Below are 16,137 nucleotides of genomic sequence, written 5' to 3'. Positions count from 1 at the left end.
CGTTCCGTTTTCCTCCGCGCGGCCGGCCGGTTGCGAGTCCGCCGTGTCCTCCGTGACACGGGCGGCGCCCCTTTTATCACCCGGGGGGCGCGAGCGTCATGCGAACGCGACTTCCTCGCTCGACGATCCGGCCCGGCGGCGGCGACTGGCTCACCACCCGGCCCGAGCCGGCGATCTCCGGCGCGAGCCCCGACTCCTCGAGCCGCTTGATCGCGGCGCGGGCGGGCAGGCCGCCGAGCGAGGGCACGGCGATGCGGCCGAAGGCGTCGTCCGCGTCCGCCGTCCACTCGACCGCCGGCGGCTCGGGCTCCTCCGCCTCCGCGGCGGGCTCGGCCGCGCCGGCGGGGGGAGCGACGGCGACGGGAGCCGCCGCTGCGGGGGCGGCGGTCGCGAGGGGCCGGGCGTCGCTGACCCGCAGCGCGAACTCGGCGATCTCCTTGAACGCCGGGGCGGCGACCTGGCCGCCGTAGATCTCCCCCTTCGGCTCGTCGATGAAGATCCCGATGACCAGGCGCGGCCGCTCGTACGGCGCGAAGCCGACGAAGGAGCTGAACCGGCGATCCGCCGAGTAGCCGCCCGAAACGCGGTCGGCCTTCTGGGCGGTGCCCGTCTTGCCGGCGGCTCGCCAGCCGTCGAGCCGCGCGCGCTTGCCGGTCCCCCGGGGATCCTCGATCACGCCCACGAGCCAGCGGCCGATCTGGTCCGCGGTGGCGGGGCTCACCACCTGGCGGATCACCTCCGGCCGCGGCGCCTCGATCACCTCGCCGGTCGCGGGATCGATCACGCGCCGGACGATGCGCGGGCGGACGAGCTGGCCGCCGTTGGCGATGACCGCCATGGCGTTCGTGATCTGGAGCGCGTTCGCGGTGATGGGGCCCTGGCCGAAGGACTGGGTCGCGAGGGCGACCTCGGAGCGCGCGAGGGAGACCACCCCGCGGACCTCGCCGGGGAGGCCGACCCCGGTCTTCTCGCCGAAGCCGAACGCGTGGAACCAGGCCTGGAGCCGCTCCCGGCCGAGCCGCGCGCCGATCCGCGCGGCGCCGATGTTCGAGGACTCGACGAGGATGCGCGAGGGGCCCGCCCAGGCGATGGGGTGGGAGTCGTGGATGGTGTGGCTGCCGATGGACAGGGCGCCGTTCCCGCAGTCGAAGGCGTCGCGCGGGGTGATCACGCCTTCCTCGAGCGCCCCGGCGATGGTCGCCACCTTCAGCGTGGACCCGGGCTCGAACGCGTCGGTGACGGGCCGGTCGCGCAGCGCGTCCGCCGAGCGCGCCGCGTTGGCGTTCGCCGTCGGGTAGGTGGCGAGCGCGAGCACCTCGCCGGTGCCCGCCTCGAGCACGACCGCGGTGCCGGCCAGCGCCCGGGACGCCGTGACCGCCCGCGCGAGCGCCCGCTCCGCCTGGGCCTGGATCCCCTGGTCGAGGGTGAGCTCCACGCGCGCCCCCTCGCGCTCGCGGCTGGAGCTGGGCCCGCCGGTGGTGAGCACCATCCGCCCGCGCCCGTCGCGGAGCGAGGGGACCCGCTCCGGCGCGCCGCGGAGCCAGTCGTCCTGGGCGCGCTCGATCCCCTCCCGGCCGCTGCCCTCGTCGTCCACGATCCCGAGGACCTGCGACGCCACCTCGGTCTTCGGGTAGTAGCGCCGGGTCTCCGGGACGAGCCGGATCGCGCGCACCCGCTCGCGGTCGAGCCAGGCCTGGAGCGCCGCCGCGCGCTCGGGCGAGAGCCGGCGCTCGAGCCAGACGAAGCGGCCGCCCTTCGCGAGCTTGCGGTCGAGGCCGCGCGCGTCGGTCCGCAGGAGCCGGGCGACGGCGCGGACGATCTGCGCGCGGCGCGGATCGTCCCGTCGGCCGCCGCCGGGCAGGAGCTTCGGATCGGCGTACACCGACCGGGCGTCGGCGCTCCCGGCGAGGAGGACGCCGGCCCGATCCGTGATGACGCCGCGGCGGGGCCGCAGCACCAGCTCGCGCAGGTACTGGTCCACCGCCTCGCCGGCGAGCGCGTCCCGCCGGAGGACCTGGAGCCAGAAGACCCGCCCCGCGACCGCCGCGAAGGCGGCCGCGAGGAGCACCGTCAGGACGCCGATGCGGATCGCGATCCAGCGCGCGGCGCGCGGGTCGACCGCGGTGCGCACGGCCTACGGTCCCCGGGGCGCCGCGCGGCCCGCCCGCAGCGGTCCCCGGAGCGCCACCTCGCCCCCGGGGGCCGCCACCGGGCCCGCCGCCGCCCGTCCGGGCGCCGTCGCCGGCGCCGTGTGGAGGGCTGGCCCCGCCGGTCGGGGACGGTCACCAACCCCGTCCACGCCCGCCCTACCCGTGCCGTCCAGGGGACGGCGCGGGCCTGCCGCCAAGACCGCACCCCGGTCCGGCGGGGCCATGCCCAACCTCGAAAGCCTGGTCCGCACCGCCTCCTCCAGCTTGGCGGTGGACCGCACCATCTCGAGCTCGATCCGCAGCGCGTCGTGGGCGGCGACCAGCTCCGCGTGCTGCTTCTGCAGCTCGCCGAGCGCGTAGCCCGCCGTGAGCACCCGCGTGCGCGCCCACACGTGGAACACCCCGATGGCCGCGAGCGCCGCCGCCACGAGGACGATCTCGGCGCCGAGGCCCGGGCGCGACCGGCCGGGGACGGTGCGCGGGGTCATCGCAGCTTCTCCACCGCCCTGAGCCGGGCGCTGCGGGCGCGGGGGTTCCGCGCGATCTCCTCGTCCGAGGCCTGGATCGCCTTGCGCGTGATCGCCTTGAACGACGCCTTCGCGCCGCAGACGCACACCGGCAGGTCCGGCGGGCAGGTGCAGGTCCGGGTGAGGGCGCGGAAACGCTCCTTCACCATCCGGTCCTCGAGCGAGTGGAAGGCGATCGCCGCCGCGCGGCCGCCGGGGGCGAGCATCGCCGGGAGGCCGTCGAGCCACGCCGCGAGCGCGCCGAGCTCGTCGTTGACCGCGATGCGGAGCGCCTGGAACGTGCGGGTGGCCGGGTGGATCCGCCGCGGCCACGCCTTGCGCGGGATGGCGCCGGCGACGATCTCGGCGAGGCGCGCGGTGTCGAGCTTCTCCTCGCCGACGACGGCGGCCTTGATCGCGCGGGCCACCGGGCGGGCGAAGGGCTCCTCCCCGTACTCGGAGAGGATCCGCGCGAGCTCGCGCTCGTCGATCCGGCGGAGGAGGTCCTCGAGGGTCTCCCCCTCCTCGCCCATGCGCATGTCGAGCGGGCCGGGGCGCGAGAACGAGAAGCCGCGCTCGGCCTCGTCGAGCTGCGGCGACGAGACGCCGAGATCCACGAGCGCGCCGTCCACGCCGGCGATGCCGAGGGCGGCGAGCACGTTCTTCGCGTCGCGGAAGTCGGAGCGGACCGCGCGGAACGCCTCGCCGAAGCGGGCGAGCCGCGCCGTCGCCGCGGCCAGGGCGCGGGGGTCCTTGTCGAGGGCGATCACGCGCGCACCCGCTTCGAGGAGGAGGCCGGAGTGCCCCCCGCCTCCGAGCGTGCCGTCGAGGAAGAGCTCGCCCGGTCGAGGGCGCAGGACCTCCAGGACCTCTCTGGCCAGGACGGGCTCATGGAAGAACTCCGCGCTCACGCCGCTCGCACGGCCTCCTCGACGTCTGGATAGAGCTCCACGTACCCGCCCGCACCACCCGCGAAGACGAGGTCGCGCACGTACCGGCTCGCGCCCGCCGCGCGCAGCCCGGGGATCGCCTTGAGGAGCGCCGCGCCGGCGTAGTGCAGGTGGGTGACCCGCTTCAGATCGACGACGACCATCCGCCCCTCGTCGCGCGCCCGCCGCGCGATCGCCGCGATCTCCGCGAGCTCGTCCACCGGCAGCTCGCCCGTGCACCGGATCACCGTCACCTCGTCCTGCCGCCGCGCCTCGAACACGATCCGCCTCCGCCGCCCTAGATCTTCGAGAAGAAGTCCACCACCTGATCCGCCGGGATGTCGGCGGCCGACTCGGCCTCGTACCGCGCCTTGTCGAACAGCTGCATCGTGCGACCCATCCCGACCCACACCACGTCCTTCGAGAGCTCCGCCCACTCGCGCAGCGCCGGCGGCACGAGCACGCGCCCGTGCACGTCGAGGTCCACCTCGTGCGCCGACGAGACGAACTTGAGGACGCTCCGCTGCCACCGCGCGTCGAGCGGGGACGCCTCCATCACCTTCTTCACCAGCTCGTTCCAGACCGACTGTGGCAGCGCGAGGATCGACCGCCAGTGCGGGTACTGCATCAGGACGATCCGCGGCTCTCCCGCCGCGGCCAGCGCCTCGCGGAACTTCACGGGGAGCGACGTGCGCCCCTTCGCGTCGATCGCGTGGTTGAAGGTCCCGAAGAACACGTCCTGGCCGATCTTCCCGCTCTGATCCGCTCGTTGACACTTTTTCCCACCAGACGGTCTCGATCTACGGACATCGAACCGCGAAGTCAACGGGCGCTGGACCCGCGCGAAAATGCGCCTGGATCCGCGTTCAGGACCCGTGGCGGGGGGAGTCCTACACGGGGGAAAAGGGCCCCGGTTCACGGATCACGAGAAGCCGGTGACGGTGACGGGCACGGCGAACGGCCGCGTTCGACCGCGGCTGGGGGCCGCCGACCTCCGGGCAGCCCCCCTTCCGGTGCCGTTGTCTGCCGCGGCGGACCCTGAGCATCCTCGGCGCTCCCTCGACCCCGGAGGTCCACATGCCCTCGCTGCGCGGAAAGACCGTCTTCATCACGGGCGCGAGCCGCGGGATCGGCCGGGCCATCGGCGTCGCCGCCGCGCGGGAGGGCGCGAACGTGGTGATCGCCGCGAAGACCTCGGCGCCGCACCCGCGCTTGCCGGGCACCATCCACGACGCGGCGGAGGAGATGACCCGCGCGGGCGGGAACGCGCTGCCCATCGAGTGCGACATCCGGGACGAGGGGCAGATCGCGGCGGCGGTGAGCGCGGCCGTGGAGCGGTACGGAGGGATCGACGTCTGCGTGAACAACGCGAGCGCGATCTTCCTGGCCGGCACCCTCGACACGCCGATGAGGCGCTGGGACCTGATGCACGAGGTGAACGCGCGCGGGACGTTCGCGACGACCCAGGCCTGCCTCCCGCACCTGCTCCGGGCCGGAAACCCGCACGTGCTGATGCTCGCGCCGCCGCTCTCGCTCGAGCCGCGGTGGCTCGCGAGCCACCTCGCCTACACCATCGCGAAGTACGGCATGAGCCTGTGCGTGCTCGGGATGGCGGAGGAGTTCCGCGACCGCGGGGTCGCCGTGAACGCGCTCTGGCCCCGCACGGTGATCGCCACCGCCGCGCTCAACCTCCTCGGCGGGGAGGAGACCGCGCGCCACGGACGGAGGCCCGAGATCGTGGCGGACGCGGCGGTGGCGATCCTCCACCGCGAGGCGCGGGCCTGCACCGGCAACTTCTTCGTGGACGAGGACGTGCTCCGCGCCGAGGGGGTCACCGATCTCGAACGGTACGCGGTGAAGCCCGGCGAGGAGCTCGCGCCGGACCTGTTCCTTTGACGGGCTGCGGGGCCTGTCGATCCGTCCCGCGCGAGGCTGGCGGAGGTCCCGACTCCGGCTGCGTTCCGCGCCGGGCTCGTCACCGCGCGCCCCGCTCGAATCGCCCGCTCGCACCGCGCATCCATCGGGAGCGAGCCCGAGAGGTCGCCTGTGCGTGTCGAGGTCGCGCGGCTAGAGTAACGCCGCGCTGCTTCCGCTGACGGCGGGAGGCCGGGGTGCATTCCACACGTCCGCCGCTCCGCATCCCTTGCTCGATGGGCATCATGGCCCATGACGAGGCGGCGAACATCGGGCGCCTCCTCGAGGCGGTCCTGTCGCAGCGCATGGAGCTCGCCGAGCTCACCGAGATCGTCGTCATCGCGAGCGGCTGCACCGATGGAACCGAGGACATCGTGCGCGGCTGGGCCCGGCGCGACGCGCGCATCAACCTGGTCGTGCAGCGCAGGCGCGAGGGGAAAGCGTCGGCCGTGAACCTGTTCCTGGCCGAGGCGCGCGAGAAGGTGCTCTTGCTCTGCAGCGCCGACCTGATCCCGGCGCAAGGCACGCTCGACGCCGTCGTCGCGCCGTTCGGGGACGCCGAGGTGGCGATGACCACGTGCCGCCCGGTTCCGCTCGACGACCCACGGACCTTCATGGGGTTCGCCGCGCACCTCCTGTGGAACCTGCACCACGAGATCAACCTTCGCTCCTTCAAGGCGGGAGAGCTGATCGCGTTCCGCAAGATCTTCGAGCGGATCCCGTACCGCTCGGCGGTCGACGAGGCCAGCATCGAGTCCGTGGTCCGGAGCCAGGGATACGGCGTCCGCTACGTGCGCGACGCGGTCACCTACAACAAGGGGCCCGAGACCGTGCGGGACTTCCTCGGCCAGCGGCGCCGGATCTACGCCGGCCACCTCGCGGTCCGGGAGCTGGTGGGATACCGCGTCAGCACGCTCAGCGGGTTCAAGGTGCTGTGGCTCCTCCTGCGCCACCTCGACTGGCGCCCGCGCTCGTTCCTCTGGACCTGGGCGGTCGCCGCGCTGGAGGCGTACGGTCGTCTCCTGGGGCGCAACGACTATCGCCGGCGTCGCGACCACGCCGTGTGGGCGATCGCGAAGACGACGAAGTTGCTCCCGGCGCCCGCCGTCCTGCCGAGCCCCGGCCAATCATCGCCGCGTCAGGGGCTCACGAAATGAACCGGATGGCCGGCGTGCTGGCCCGGGTCCCGCTCTTCATGCTCTATCGGCGGCTCGGCTGGCCCCGTTTGTTGCCGCTCAACGTCACCCTCTCACCGTCGCCGAGGTGCAACTCGCGCTGCCTCACCTGCAACATCTGGATGAAGCGCGAGGACGAGCTCACGCTGGACGAGTGGGACCGGGTGCTCGCCTCCCTGGGTCGGGCGCCATACTGGTTCACCATCAGCGGAGGCGAGCCGCTGATGTTCCCGCACGTGGTCGAGCTCGCGGAGCTCGCGTACCGCCACTGTCGGCCGGGCGTCATCAACATCCCCAGCAACGGGATCCTCCCCTCGATCCCGGAGCGCGTCGAGCGGATCGCGCGCGCCTGCCCGGAGAGCCAGCTCATCGTGAACCTGTCGCTGGACGGGATCGGCGCAGAGCACGACTTCATCCGCGGCGTCCCGGGCAACTTCGCGAAGTTCGAGGAGCGCCTGCGGCAGCTCCTGCACCTCCGCGACACGCTGCCGAACCTGACGGTGGGGATCCACTCCGTCATCTCGACGTTCAGCGTCGGTCACATCGACGACCTCGTCGCGTACGCCGACCGCTCGGGGGCCGACCAGTTCATCACGGAGATCGCGGAGCCGCGCGTCGAGCTCGACACCGTCGGGCTCCCGATCACGCCGGGCCGCGAGGAGTACGCGAGGGCCGTCGATCGCCTCGTGGCGTACGTGCGATCGAAGCGACACGTCGGCGTGGCGCGGATCACGGAGGCGCTCCGCCTCGAATACTACCGGCTCGTGAAGCGAATACTCGAGGAGGAGGACCAGGTCATCGACTGCTACGCCGGCTGGGCGAGCGCGCACGTCTACGCCGACGGGACGATCTGGCCGTGCTGCGTGCGGGCCGACGAGATCGGCAATCTCCGGGACCACGACTACGACTTCAAGCGGATCTGGTTCGGGGAGGGGATCCGGGAGGTGCGCCGCAGCATCTCGGCCAAGGAGTGCCACTGTCCGCTGGCCAACGCCTCCTACACCAACATGCTGCACGATCTGCCGACGCTGACCCGGATTGGCACGAGGCTGATCGCCGGTGGGCGTGGACCTGCGTGATCGGGGGATCGCCGTGGCGTTCGACTGGCTCAGGGAGTTCCAGCGGAATCAGGAAAAGGCCCCCGACTACGTCGAGAAGACGCTCGGCGCCTACGCGCTGGGCATGAGGGCGCACGGCGCCATCGTCGGAGTCGCCATCGACGCGGATCCCGACGGCTGTGCCGCCGCGCGGGAGGTCGCGGGCGAGGTCTACGATCCCCTCACGGCGCCCCGCCTCCCCCTCGCCGGTTGCGCTCGCGGCGCCCATTGCCGGTGCGTGTATCGCCCGGTCATGCGTTACCAGCGAACGAGATGAAGCCGCCTCGCCACCACCTCCTGCGCTCCAACGGGGCGCGGCAGAGCCTCGTCCTGGGCGCCGCGATGATCACGTCCGGCGCGCTCGACTACGCGGTGAACGTGGTCGCCGGCCGTCGCCTCGATCCGCTCGACTTCGGCGTGTTCGTCTCGGTGATGGCCGTGCTGCAGGTCCTCACCCTGGCCGCGATCGCGATCCGCATGGTGGTCGCGTTCTACACGGCATCGATGAGCGTCGGCCCGAGCGCGCCGGCGCGGGTCGCGCGCTTCCTGCGCCAGGTCGAGGCCTGGGCGTGGAGATACGGGGCGATCTCGACGACGTTGATGGCGCTCGCGGCACCGCCCCTCGCTCGCTGGTTGCGCCTGCCCGGCCCGTCGGCACTTTGGGCCGCCTCCTCGATGGTGCTCCTGCTGTACGTGCGAGAGGCCGCCTTCGGCGGGCTCCAGGGCGTCGAATCCTTCCTCGCCCTCTCGGTCGTGCAGGTCGTCCAGGCCGCGCTGCGGCTCGCCGCCTGCGCCGTGCTGATCGGGATCGGCTGGGGCGCGGTCGGGGCGATCCTGGCGCAGCCCCTCGCGGCGGCCGTCTGCGTCGCGCTCTCGGCCGCGGCGCTGAGGCCGCACCTCGGCCGGCGCGGCGACCCGGGCGACCCCGGCGTGAGCTGGCATTACTCGTTCTCGACGTTGCTCGCGCTCATGGCGTTCGGCATGCTCACCAACGTCGATGCGCTGTTCGTGCGGCGCTTCTTCGACGTGCGCACCGCGGCCGACTACGCTCCGGTGGTGACGCTGGCCAAGGTCGCCCTGTTCCTGTCCTGGGCCATCGGCCTGGTGCTCTTCCCCAAGGTGGCGCGGCGGACGGCGGCGGGTGAGGACACGCGGGTCCTCCTCGTCGCCGGCCTCGCGGCGGCGCTCTCGCCGGGCCTCGCCTTGAGCGCCCTGTACCTCGCGTTCCCGGGGGCCTTGGTGAAGGTGATGTTCACGGGGGCGTACGCGGATCCGGGGGTCGTCCTCGGCCTCGCGAGCCTCGCCGCGACGCTCTATGCGGGGCTCCACATCTGGCTCAACTACGCGCTCTCGACCGAGCGGAAGTCGTACGCGTACGTCCTGGCGGGCGTCCTCGTCTGGCAGGTCGCCGGGATGTGGCTGCTCGGCCGCGGTGACCTCGTCCACATGACGCTCGTCATGGTCTCGGGTGGCGTCATCGGAAACGTCGCCGGGGCCGTCACCACCTGGCCGCGGGCGCGGGTGGCGGGCACGTCGGCGCTGCAGCTGGCCCGGCGCTGACGCTCTGGAGGGACGCGAGATGCGGGTCGCGATCACCGGCGCCACGGGATTCCTGGGGGGCGCGCTGGCGCACGCGCTCGCCCGACGGGGTGCCGACGTGGTCGCGCTGAGCCGCCCCGGCTCGGATCGCAGCGGCCTGCGTCATGCGCACCTCACCTGGCGTGAGTGTGACGTCACCAGCCCTCGCGGCCTCGAGCACGCGCTCGAGGGCGCCGACCTCGTGGTCCACGCCGCCGGCCGGCTCGGGGAGGCGGGCGTGCCGGAGGAGGCGTACCGCCGGCTCAACGTGGAGGGGACGAGGAACGTCCTCGCGGCGGCGCTGGGATCGCCGGCGCCGCCGCGCGTCCTGCACCTCAGCAGCGCGGGCGTGCTCGGCGTCACCGGTCGGACCGCGGCCCCGGAGGAGGCGCCGTACGCGCCGCGCAACCCCTACGAGCGCAGCAAGGCGGAGTCGGAGCGGGTCGCGCTCGAGTTCGCGCGCCGAGGACTTCAGGTCGTCGTGGCGAGGCCCGGGTTCGTGTACGGACCGGGCGACCGACACGTCCTGGGGCTGTTCAGGGCCATCCAGCGAGGGCGCTTCTTCTACGTCGGCGCCGGGGAGCACCTCTGCCAGCCGACCTTCATCGACGACGCGGTCGACGGGATCCTGCTCTGCCTCCGCGCCGGCGCGGCGGGCGGCATCTACCACGTCACGGGACCCCGCGCGGTCACGTTCCGTGAGCTCGGGGACGCGGTCGCCGCGGCGCTCGGCGTCCGACCGCCCTGGCTGCGGCTCCCGCGCTGGGCGGCGACCCTGGTGGCCGCGGGGCTCGAGGCGGCGGGCGCTGCGACGCGCCGCAAGCCGCCCCTGAGCCGCGCTGGAGTCGACTTCTTCGGACAGGATCGCCTGTTCTCGTGGCGGAGAGCCCACGACGAGCTCGGCTACACGCCCCGCCACGATCTCGGATCGGGCCTGCCGCTCGCCGTCGCGTGGTATCGCGAGCGCCGGCTGCTGTGAGGTCGTCGCGGCCGGCGCCGTTCAGCCGCGTCCGCCCTGCTCCACGTACCAGCGCGCCGCGAGCCTGAGCCCGTCCCGGATCGCGATCGCGGGCGCATAGCCGAGCTCGCGCCGGGCCTTCTCGATGTCGTGCCGGTTCTCGCTCCCGAACAGCCGGACCCCGAGCCGCGTCACGAGCGGCTGGCGCCGCGGATCGTCCGCCCGCACCGCCTGCTCCGCGAGGACCGCAGCCGCGTACAGCGCGGGGTACGGCACCTTGAGCCTCGGCGGCGGAGCGCCGATGTCCTCGGCGATGGCGCTCCAGACCTGCTCCTGCGTGAGCGGCTGGTCGTGCGAGAGGTTGTAGGTCTCGCCGACGGCGCGCTCCCGGGTGGCCGCGAGGATCATGCCCTCCACCACGTCGGTGACGTAGACGAGCGGGAGGGCGTTCCTCCCGGACCCGATGATGATCGCCTTCCGGGCACGCACCCGATCCGCCATCCGCCCGTAGTTCACGCGGTCGCCGGGGCCGAACATGGTTCCAGGGCGAACGATCACGGCGGGCAGGCGATCGCGGAGGACGCGGGAGCTCACCAGCTCGTCGGCGGTCGCCTTGGTCCGTGTGTAGGAGTCGAGGATGGGCCTGAGGGGCGCGCCCTCGGCCACCGGACCCTTCAGCCCCATTCCGTAGACCGTCCAGGAGCTGACGTGGACGAGCCGCCTGGCGCCGACCGCCATCACCGCCCGGCAGACGTTGTCGGCGCCGCGCACGTTGACGTCGTAGTACTCCTGCTGCGGGCGCCACAGCCCGTGGACCGCCGCGAGATGGAACACCGTGTCGGCGCCCCGCATCGCGTCCACGACCGTTTCGGCGCGGCGAACGTCGCCCCGGCAGACGACGGCGCCAGCCTGCTCGACGCGGGTGGCGTCCTCCCCCGGCAGCGCCAGGACGCGCACTCGGGCGTCGCGCGCGCGCAGCGCCGAGACGAGATGGTACCCCACGAACCCCGTCCCGCCGGTGACCAGGGCATCCACGGTCATGCTCCTCGAGCGGGGCCCGGCGCCATCGCGACGCGATACCAGGCCACCCCCTCGCGTACGCCCTCCATCATCGAGACGCGCGGCTCGAACCCGAGGTCCTCGCGCGCCCGGCGGATCGAGGGGCGGTTCTCGCCGCCGAGCAGGCGGACACCGAACCGCGTCAGCGGCGGCGGACCCGGGCGGCGGAGCGAGCGGGTCGCGTGCTCGGCCGCCGCCGCCACGAGGAGCGCGGCGCGATAGGGCACGTGGCGGCGCGGGGCCTCGACGCCCAGCTCGGCGGCGATCGCGCGGAGATAATCGTTCTGCGTGACGAGCTCGTCGTTGACGAGGAAGTACGTATGCCCCTCTGCGCGCTGCGTCTCGCTGGCCCGCACGATGCCCTCCGCGACGTCGCCCACGTACGCGAGCGGCAGGTGGTTCTCGCCGGAGCCCATCACCACCATCCGGCGCTGCTCGATGAGGGCGGCGAACCGGCCGAAGCTCCCGCGGTCTCGAGGGCCGTACACGAGCCCCGGGCGCACGATGACCGCGGGCGCGCGCCGAGCGCGGATCGCGTCCTGGACGATCCGCTCGCCCTCGATCTTCGACCAGCTGTATGGGTTCGGCTCCGGCTTGAACGGCGCCGTCTCGTCCAGGCTTCCCCCCGCGTCCGTGCCGACCACGATGGCCGAGCTGACGTGGACGAAGCGCTCGACCCCGGCGGCGAGCGCCGCCTCCAGGAGCGCCTTCACCCCGCGGACGTTGGCAACGGCGTACTCGGCCCGCGGCCCCCATGGACCCGTCCTCGCCGCGCAGTGGACGACGCGTCTCACGCCGCGCACCGACGCGTGCAGCGACGGGACGTCCGCGAGATCTCCGCGCTGGAGCTCGACGCCCATGCCGGCGAGGCCGCTCGCGTCCTCCTCCGGGCGGACCAGCGCGCGGACCTGCTCCCCGCGGTCACGCAGCAGACCCGCCACATGCCCACCGAGCAGCCCGGTCGCGCCGGTCACGAGGACTGTCATCGCGCACTCAACCTCGCACGATCTCGAACGCGCGCGGGATCCCCGGCGGGCCCTGCCCGATCGATCCCTGCGCGGGAGCGCGCGCCCGGTCGCGGCGCTCATGGTGCCACCCACTCGCCTCGTCCGTCGCGAGGCACACGATGCCTTCATCGAACGAGGGGTGCACGACGACCGCGCAGCCCAGGCGAGCCTGGAGGGCCGCCTGGAAGACACGTCGAGCAGCGCAGGGAAGAGCCTGCCCCGCGCAGGCAGGTCCCGACCCGCTCAGAACTCCGCGGTGACCTGCACCGGTTCGCTCGCCGTCGATCCGTCGGTCGGGACGAGCGTCGCGGAGAGATCCCCGCACGGGCCCTGGGAGACGGACGCCCAGAACGACGTCAGGGTCGTGGACACGGCGCCCACCGTCGGCGCCGGGCCAGCCGCCCACTGCGAGGTCGGCGTGGCGACCGGCTGCGCGGTGGCGACCGCGGAACGCACCGTCCCCAGGGCGAGCGTGTAAGGGGTGTAGAGGGACGGCTTGCCGGGCCACGAGACCTCGACCTGGAACGCCGGGGCGCCGCTTCCGACGGTGTTCAGCGTGAGCTGCCAGGCTCCGCCGCCGATCTCCTTGAGGGCCACGTGGCAGGCGTAGGTCCCCGTGAGGCCCCCGGTGAAGGCCACCGAGCAGTACGGGGTCGGCTGGCTCGGGTCGTCGTGAGTCGTTCCGCCACCGCCGCAGGCGATGACCGCGAGCCACAGGGCAACCAGGCACCCCGACCGTGCGACTGAGGACATGGCACCCTCCGTCTCCGGTCAGGTTAAGACACGGGGAGTCAGGCGCCTGCTCCCCGGGCGGAGAGCAGGGGGCCTCGTCCGCGCCCGAGCACGCCCCGGCCGTGAGAGGTGCCGCAACTATGAGTCACATGGACGCAGCGTCGATCCCGCCCTCCAAGCGCTCGAGCAGGTCTTCGAGGATGGCGTCCTCCGGCCAGACATGGCCTTCGTGCCAGCCGAGGCGCTCGTCCCAGTGGCCGGGGCAGGCGTACACCGCCTTCGACAGGAACCCGTAGCTCACCTCGAGGATGCGCGGTGCGCCCGAGGCGTCGCGCACGAAGTCGAAGGCCATGCTCTGGGACCTGGCCCGGCGAGCGACCTCGAAGGCGGTGGTGACGCAGCGGGGGTCGATCCGCCGTACGTCGTAGTCGATGCTCCCCGAGCCCGACGCCCGGAAGTCGCCGGGGCGCACGTTGCGCGTGAAGGCGAAGGCTCGCCGCCCGATGACGGTGAGGCGCATGTCGAAGGCGTTGCCGGGCAGGAACTCCTGGAAATAGACGTAGCCCTTCTCCCGGTCCGCCCGCTGGCGCGCGCGGTTCATCCGGATCAGCGTGGCGGGCACCCGAAGCAGCATGCCGGCGAGGTCGTGGCGCGTCCGGGCCCGCCCGACGCGCCGCCTGGCGTCGGTCAGCGGCCCCTCGGTGGGCGCGAAGCCGCCGTCGAACGCCCGGCGGGCGAGCGCGCGGGCCTCGCTGCGCGTCCGCACCAGGCGGACGTTCACGGAGCCGGCTCCCCGCCGCAGCTTGAACACGAGCGGCAGGGTCGCCCCGTCGATGAACGCGTTCGCGCTCTCGAGATCGTACCAGACCCAGGATCGCGCGAGCGGCGCTCCGACCGCCTCGAGGAGGTACTTCTGCGCGATCTTGTCGTCGAAGTGCCAGCTGGTCGCGCGGTCGGGGAACACCTCCAGGCCGAGGAGCTCCGCTGCGGTCAGCACGTTCCGGGCCATCAGCAGATCGCAGGGACGCGCGTGCGTGAAGTGCCACAGGAGCGCGCGGCACGAGGCGAGCCGGGAGACGATGTCCGGGGCGTAGCAGTCGACGACGGCGTAAGGGATGCCCAGCTCGGCGCACCGCCCGATCCACCGGTCCGAGTAGCTCCCCTCCCTTCGATGAATGGCCACCGTCGCGGTTCCCGCCATGTGTCCCTCCCTCCCCTAAACGAGGGTTCGCGATTCGCGAACACCTTCGGTGTCGCGCCTCGCGCCCTCGTTTAGCCATGTTGCACGGGGGCTGCGCCCCCGCCCCGTCGAGCGAAGCTCCCCAGCGCACGCGGGGCGTGCGCGTGTTCGATGGTGCCTCACCCCGCGAAGCGGGGCCCACGCGCGCTGGCGCGCGCTGTCCCGCGGGGAGGGGCGCTGCCCCTCCCCACCTGCGGTGGGGCCCCTCCCCGCTGACCGTTCTCGAATCATGATCGTCCGTTTAGAGCCGCCTTCGGATCACCGAGCCCGTCTCTCCGCGCTGGCGGCGTCGCCGCCGTCGCCTCTCCGCTGCGCTAGCGCCCGTCGAGGTAATGCTCGAGGTTGGTGTAGCCGTCGGCCTGGACCCGGGGCCCGTCGGTGGGGTCGTTCGGGTCGAGCCCGTGGGCGGTCTCGTAGATGTCGGGCATCCCGTCGCCGTCCGTGTCGGTGCAGGGCGTGCGCGGGGTGAGGACGGGGAGGTTCGAGACGCTGGCCGAGGAGGCGTAGTTGGCGTAGCTCGCGACGGTGCTGGGCGGCGTCGGGCTGCCGTTGAGGTACGAGCCGATGATGCGCGTCTCGGCGCTATCGCGGAAGTTCGTCCACGTTCCATCGCAGTTCAGGAAGCGGGACGCGCCCGCGCCGGCTTGGGCCGTCAGGAGCGAGGGCAGGCTCGTCACGCTGTCCACCGGGATGTCGATGCCGCTCGCCGGGGGCGGAAGACGGGCGTACGGGGAGCGCTTGTAGCTCGACGGCAGCGGGAGCAGCCCCGCGGACGCCGCGCCCTGGTAGACGGTGCTGCCCGCGGTGAGCTTCGACCACTGGAACGCGTCGGACGAGCCGGCCGGCACGGTGCCCCGGTCGCCCGGGGTCACGTCCCATCCGCTCCAGTCCGACCGGTTCCCCGAGACGAACAGGCTGACGTCCGCCACCGGGTTGGCGCGGTTGGCCATGATCTCCCGGTAACCGGCGACGCCAGCGGACTTCGGCATGTTGCCGGCCTTGTAATCGTTGCCGATGAAGTCGACCAGACCGGCGGTCCCGGTCGAGTCTCCCACGTCCTCGTAGGAGGCGCGACGCCAGTTGAACACGGCGTTGTTGACGAAGCGTCCCGTGGCGACCGCGAGCCCCGGGAAGCGATGCGAGGCGTTCGCGAAGAGATTGTGGTGACAATCCACGTCCGTGACGCCGGCCGGATCGTAGTGGGCCGACCTTCCTGCCAGGAAGAGGAGGGGGGTGGACTGGCCCTTCTTGTAGACGGAGCCGTTGTGGACGTTCTCGCCGCCGATCGACCACTGGAGCGTGTAGTTCGCCCCCGGCTTCCCGGCCGAGCCCACGTTGCCGCCGAAGGTGAACCCGGTCTGCCAGAGCGCCGTGACGTGATCGATGATGACGTCCGGAGCGTAGGTCATCACCGCGATGCTGCCCCTCGCCGGGGCCGGACCCTCGCCCACGACCGCCTGGCCCCAGATCCGGACGTAGCGGATGATCACGTCCGGCGCCTCGACGGAGAAGGCCTTGAGGCCCTGGCCGGAGACGGGCATCCCGAGCCCGGTGTAGATGGCGATGCCGCCCGGAGCGGTCTGCCCGGCGACCGTGAGGTGTGGGTTGTGGACGTGCAGGGTCGAGAGCAGGTCGATGCGGCCGCCCACGGCGAAGACGCAGGTGCGCGGGCCGCTCCGGGTCTGCACGCAATCACGCAAGGAGCCCGGACCGGAGTCGTTCAGGTTCGTGACCTTGATCACCTTGCCGCCTCGGCCTCCCGTGACCGCCGCGCCGCCGCCCTGCGCCCCGG

The 16,137-nt window shown here is 73.0% G+C and carries 16 protein-coding genes; 6 read left to right on the top strand and 10 right to left on the bottom strand.

The genetic code is table 11. The annotated features are described in order from the left end of the window. Nucleotides 1-76 precede the first annotated feature (76 nt). From MNZ27_RS07140 to MNZ27_RS07120, 5 genes are read right to left on the bottom strand one after another with little or no spacing between them, the layout of a single operon-like run. Complete coding sequence (locus MNZ27_RS07140; RefSeq protein ID WP_242393351.1) at nucleotides 77-2,131, bottom strand: penicillin-binding protein; 2,055 nt, start codon at nucleotides 2,129-2,131, stop codon at nucleotides 77-79. A gap of 3 nt (nucleotides 2,132-2,134) precedes the next feature. Then, nucleotides 2,135-2,638: a hypothetical protein gene (locus MNZ27_RS07135; protein WP_242393350.1), complete on the bottom strand. Its 504-nt coding sequence runs from the start codon at nucleotides 2,636-2,638 to the stop codon at nucleotides 2,135-2,137. Continuing rightward, entirely contained in the window at nucleotides 2,635-3,567 is a 933-nt protein-coding gene (gene rsmH, locus MNZ27_RS07130; protein ID WP_242393349.1) for a 16S rRNA (cytosine(1402)-N(4))-methyltransferase RsmH, read from the bottom strand. Before rsmH ends, MNZ27_RS07135 begins: the two co-directional genes overlap by 4 nt. Then, nucleotides 3,564-3,866 carry an STAS domain-containing protein gene (locus tag MNZ27_RS07125; protein WP_242393348.1) on the bottom strand — a complete coding sequence of 101 codons (303 nt, stop codon included), beginning with the start codon at nucleotides 3,864-3,866 and terminating at the stop codon, nucleotides 3,564-3,566. The genes rsmH and MNZ27_RS07125 overlap by 4 nt, the downstream gene beginning before the upstream one ends. Before the next feature lie 17 nt (nucleotides 3,867-3,883). Continuing rightward, complete coding sequence (locus MNZ27_RS07120) at nucleotides 3,884-4,321, bottom strand: division/cell wall cluster transcriptional repressor MraZ (protein ID WP_242393347.1); 438 nt, start codon at nucleotides 4,319-4,321, stop codon at nucleotides 3,884-3,886. A gap of 341 nt (nucleotides 4,322-4,662) precedes the next feature. On the opposite strand from MNZ27_RS07120, the gene MNZ27_RS07115 reads away from it, so the two are divergent. From MNZ27_RS07115 to MNZ27_RS07090, 6 genes are all read left to right on the top strand, one after another. Continuing rightward, nucleotides 4,663-5,481, top strand: a complete 819-nt coding sequence (locus MNZ27_RS07115; protein ID WP_242393346.1) for an SDR family oxidoreductase — start codon at nucleotides 4,663-4,665, stop codon at nucleotides 5,479-5,481. A gap of 263 nt (nucleotides 5,482-5,744) precedes the next feature. Beyond that, complete coding sequence (locus tag MNZ27_RS07110; RefSeq protein ID WP_242393345.1) at nucleotides 5,745-6,656, top strand: glycosyltransferase; 912 nt, start codon at nucleotides 5,745-5,747, stop codon at nucleotides 6,654-6,656. Nucleotides 6,657-6,661: 5 nt separating this feature from the next. Then, nucleotides 6,662-7,753 (top strand): radical SAM/SPASM domain-containing protein, encoded by a 1,092-nt coding sequence (locus MNZ27_RS07105; RefSeq protein ID WP_242393344.1) that lies wholly within the window; start codon nucleotides 6,662-6,664, stop codon nucleotides 7,751-7,753. Further along, nucleotides 7,734-8,048 (top strand): hypothetical protein, encoded by a 315-nt coding sequence (locus tag MNZ27_RS07100; RefSeq protein ID WP_242393343.1) that lies wholly within the window; start codon nucleotides 7,734-7,736, stop codon nucleotides 8,046-8,048. The genes MNZ27_RS07105 and MNZ27_RS07100 overlap by 20 nt, the downstream gene beginning before the upstream one ends. Further along, nucleotides 8,045-9,331, top strand: a complete 1,287-nt coding sequence (locus tag MNZ27_RS07095; RefSeq protein WP_242393342.1) for a lipopolysaccharide biosynthesis protein — start codon at nucleotides 8,045-8,047, stop codon at nucleotides 9,329-9,331. Before MNZ27_RS07100 ends, MNZ27_RS07095 begins: the two co-directional genes overlap by 4 nt. A 19-nt stretch (nucleotides 9,332-9,350) precedes the next feature. Next, nucleotides 9,351-10,328 carry an NAD-dependent epimerase/dehydratase family protein gene (locus tag MNZ27_RS07090; RefSeq protein WP_242393341.1) on the top strand — a complete coding sequence of 326 codons (978 nt, stop codon included), beginning with the start codon at nucleotides 9,351-9,353 and terminating at the stop codon, nucleotides 10,326-10,328. Between the two features lie 21 nt (nucleotides 10,329-10,349). Here the strand turns inward: MNZ27_RS07090 and MNZ27_RS07085 are convergent, their stop codons facing one another. From MNZ27_RS07085 to MNZ27_RS07065, 5 genes are all read right to left on the bottom strand, one after another. Further along, the gene (locus MNZ27_RS07085) at nucleotides 10,350-11,342 is read right to left on the bottom strand and encodes an NAD-dependent epimerase/dehydratase family protein (RefSeq protein ID WP_242393340.1); all 993 of its coding nucleotides are present in this window, start codon (nucleotides 11,340-11,342) and stop codon (nucleotides 10,350-10,352) included. 2 nt (nucleotides 11,343-11,344) lie between these two features. After that, nucleotides 11,345-12,352 carry an NAD-dependent epimerase/dehydratase family protein gene (locus tag MNZ27_RS07080; protein ID WP_242393339.1) on the bottom strand — a complete coding sequence of 336 codons (1,008 nt, stop codon included), beginning with the start codon at nucleotides 12,350-12,352 and terminating at the stop codon, nucleotides 11,345-11,347. A 264-nt stretch (nucleotides 12,353-12,616) separates the two neighbouring features. Then, nucleotides 12,617-13,126, bottom strand: coding sequence for a hypothetical protein (locus MNZ27_RS07075; protein WP_242393338.1), 510 nt, complete (start codon nucleotides 13,124-13,126; stop codon nucleotides 12,617-12,619). A gap of 124 nt (nucleotides 13,127-13,250) precedes the next feature. Then, complete coding sequence (locus tag MNZ27_RS07070; RefSeq protein ID WP_242393337.1) at nucleotides 13,251-14,306, bottom strand: ATP-grasp domain-containing protein; 1,056 nt, start codon at nucleotides 14,304-14,306, stop codon at nucleotides 13,251-13,253. Between the two features lie 353 nt (nucleotides 14,307-14,659). Continuing rightward, on the bottom strand, nucleotides 14,660-16,087 hold the full coding sequence (locus tag MNZ27_RS07065) for a thrombospondin type 3 repeat-containing protein (RefSeq protein ID WP_242393336.1): 1,428 nt from the start codon (nucleotides 16,085-16,087) through the stop codon (nucleotides 14,660-14,662). Between the last annotated feature and the right edge of the window lie 50 nt (nucleotides 16,088-16,137).

This window comes from Anaeromyxobacter oryzisoli (assembly GCF_022690765.1).
GTDB lineage: Bacteria > Myxococcota > Myxococcia > Myxococcales > Anaeromyxobacteraceae > Anaeromyxobacter > Anaeromyxobacter oryzisoli.
Note: the sequence above shows the minus strand (reverse complement) of the source record. Positions and strands in the feature narration are given on the sequence as shown.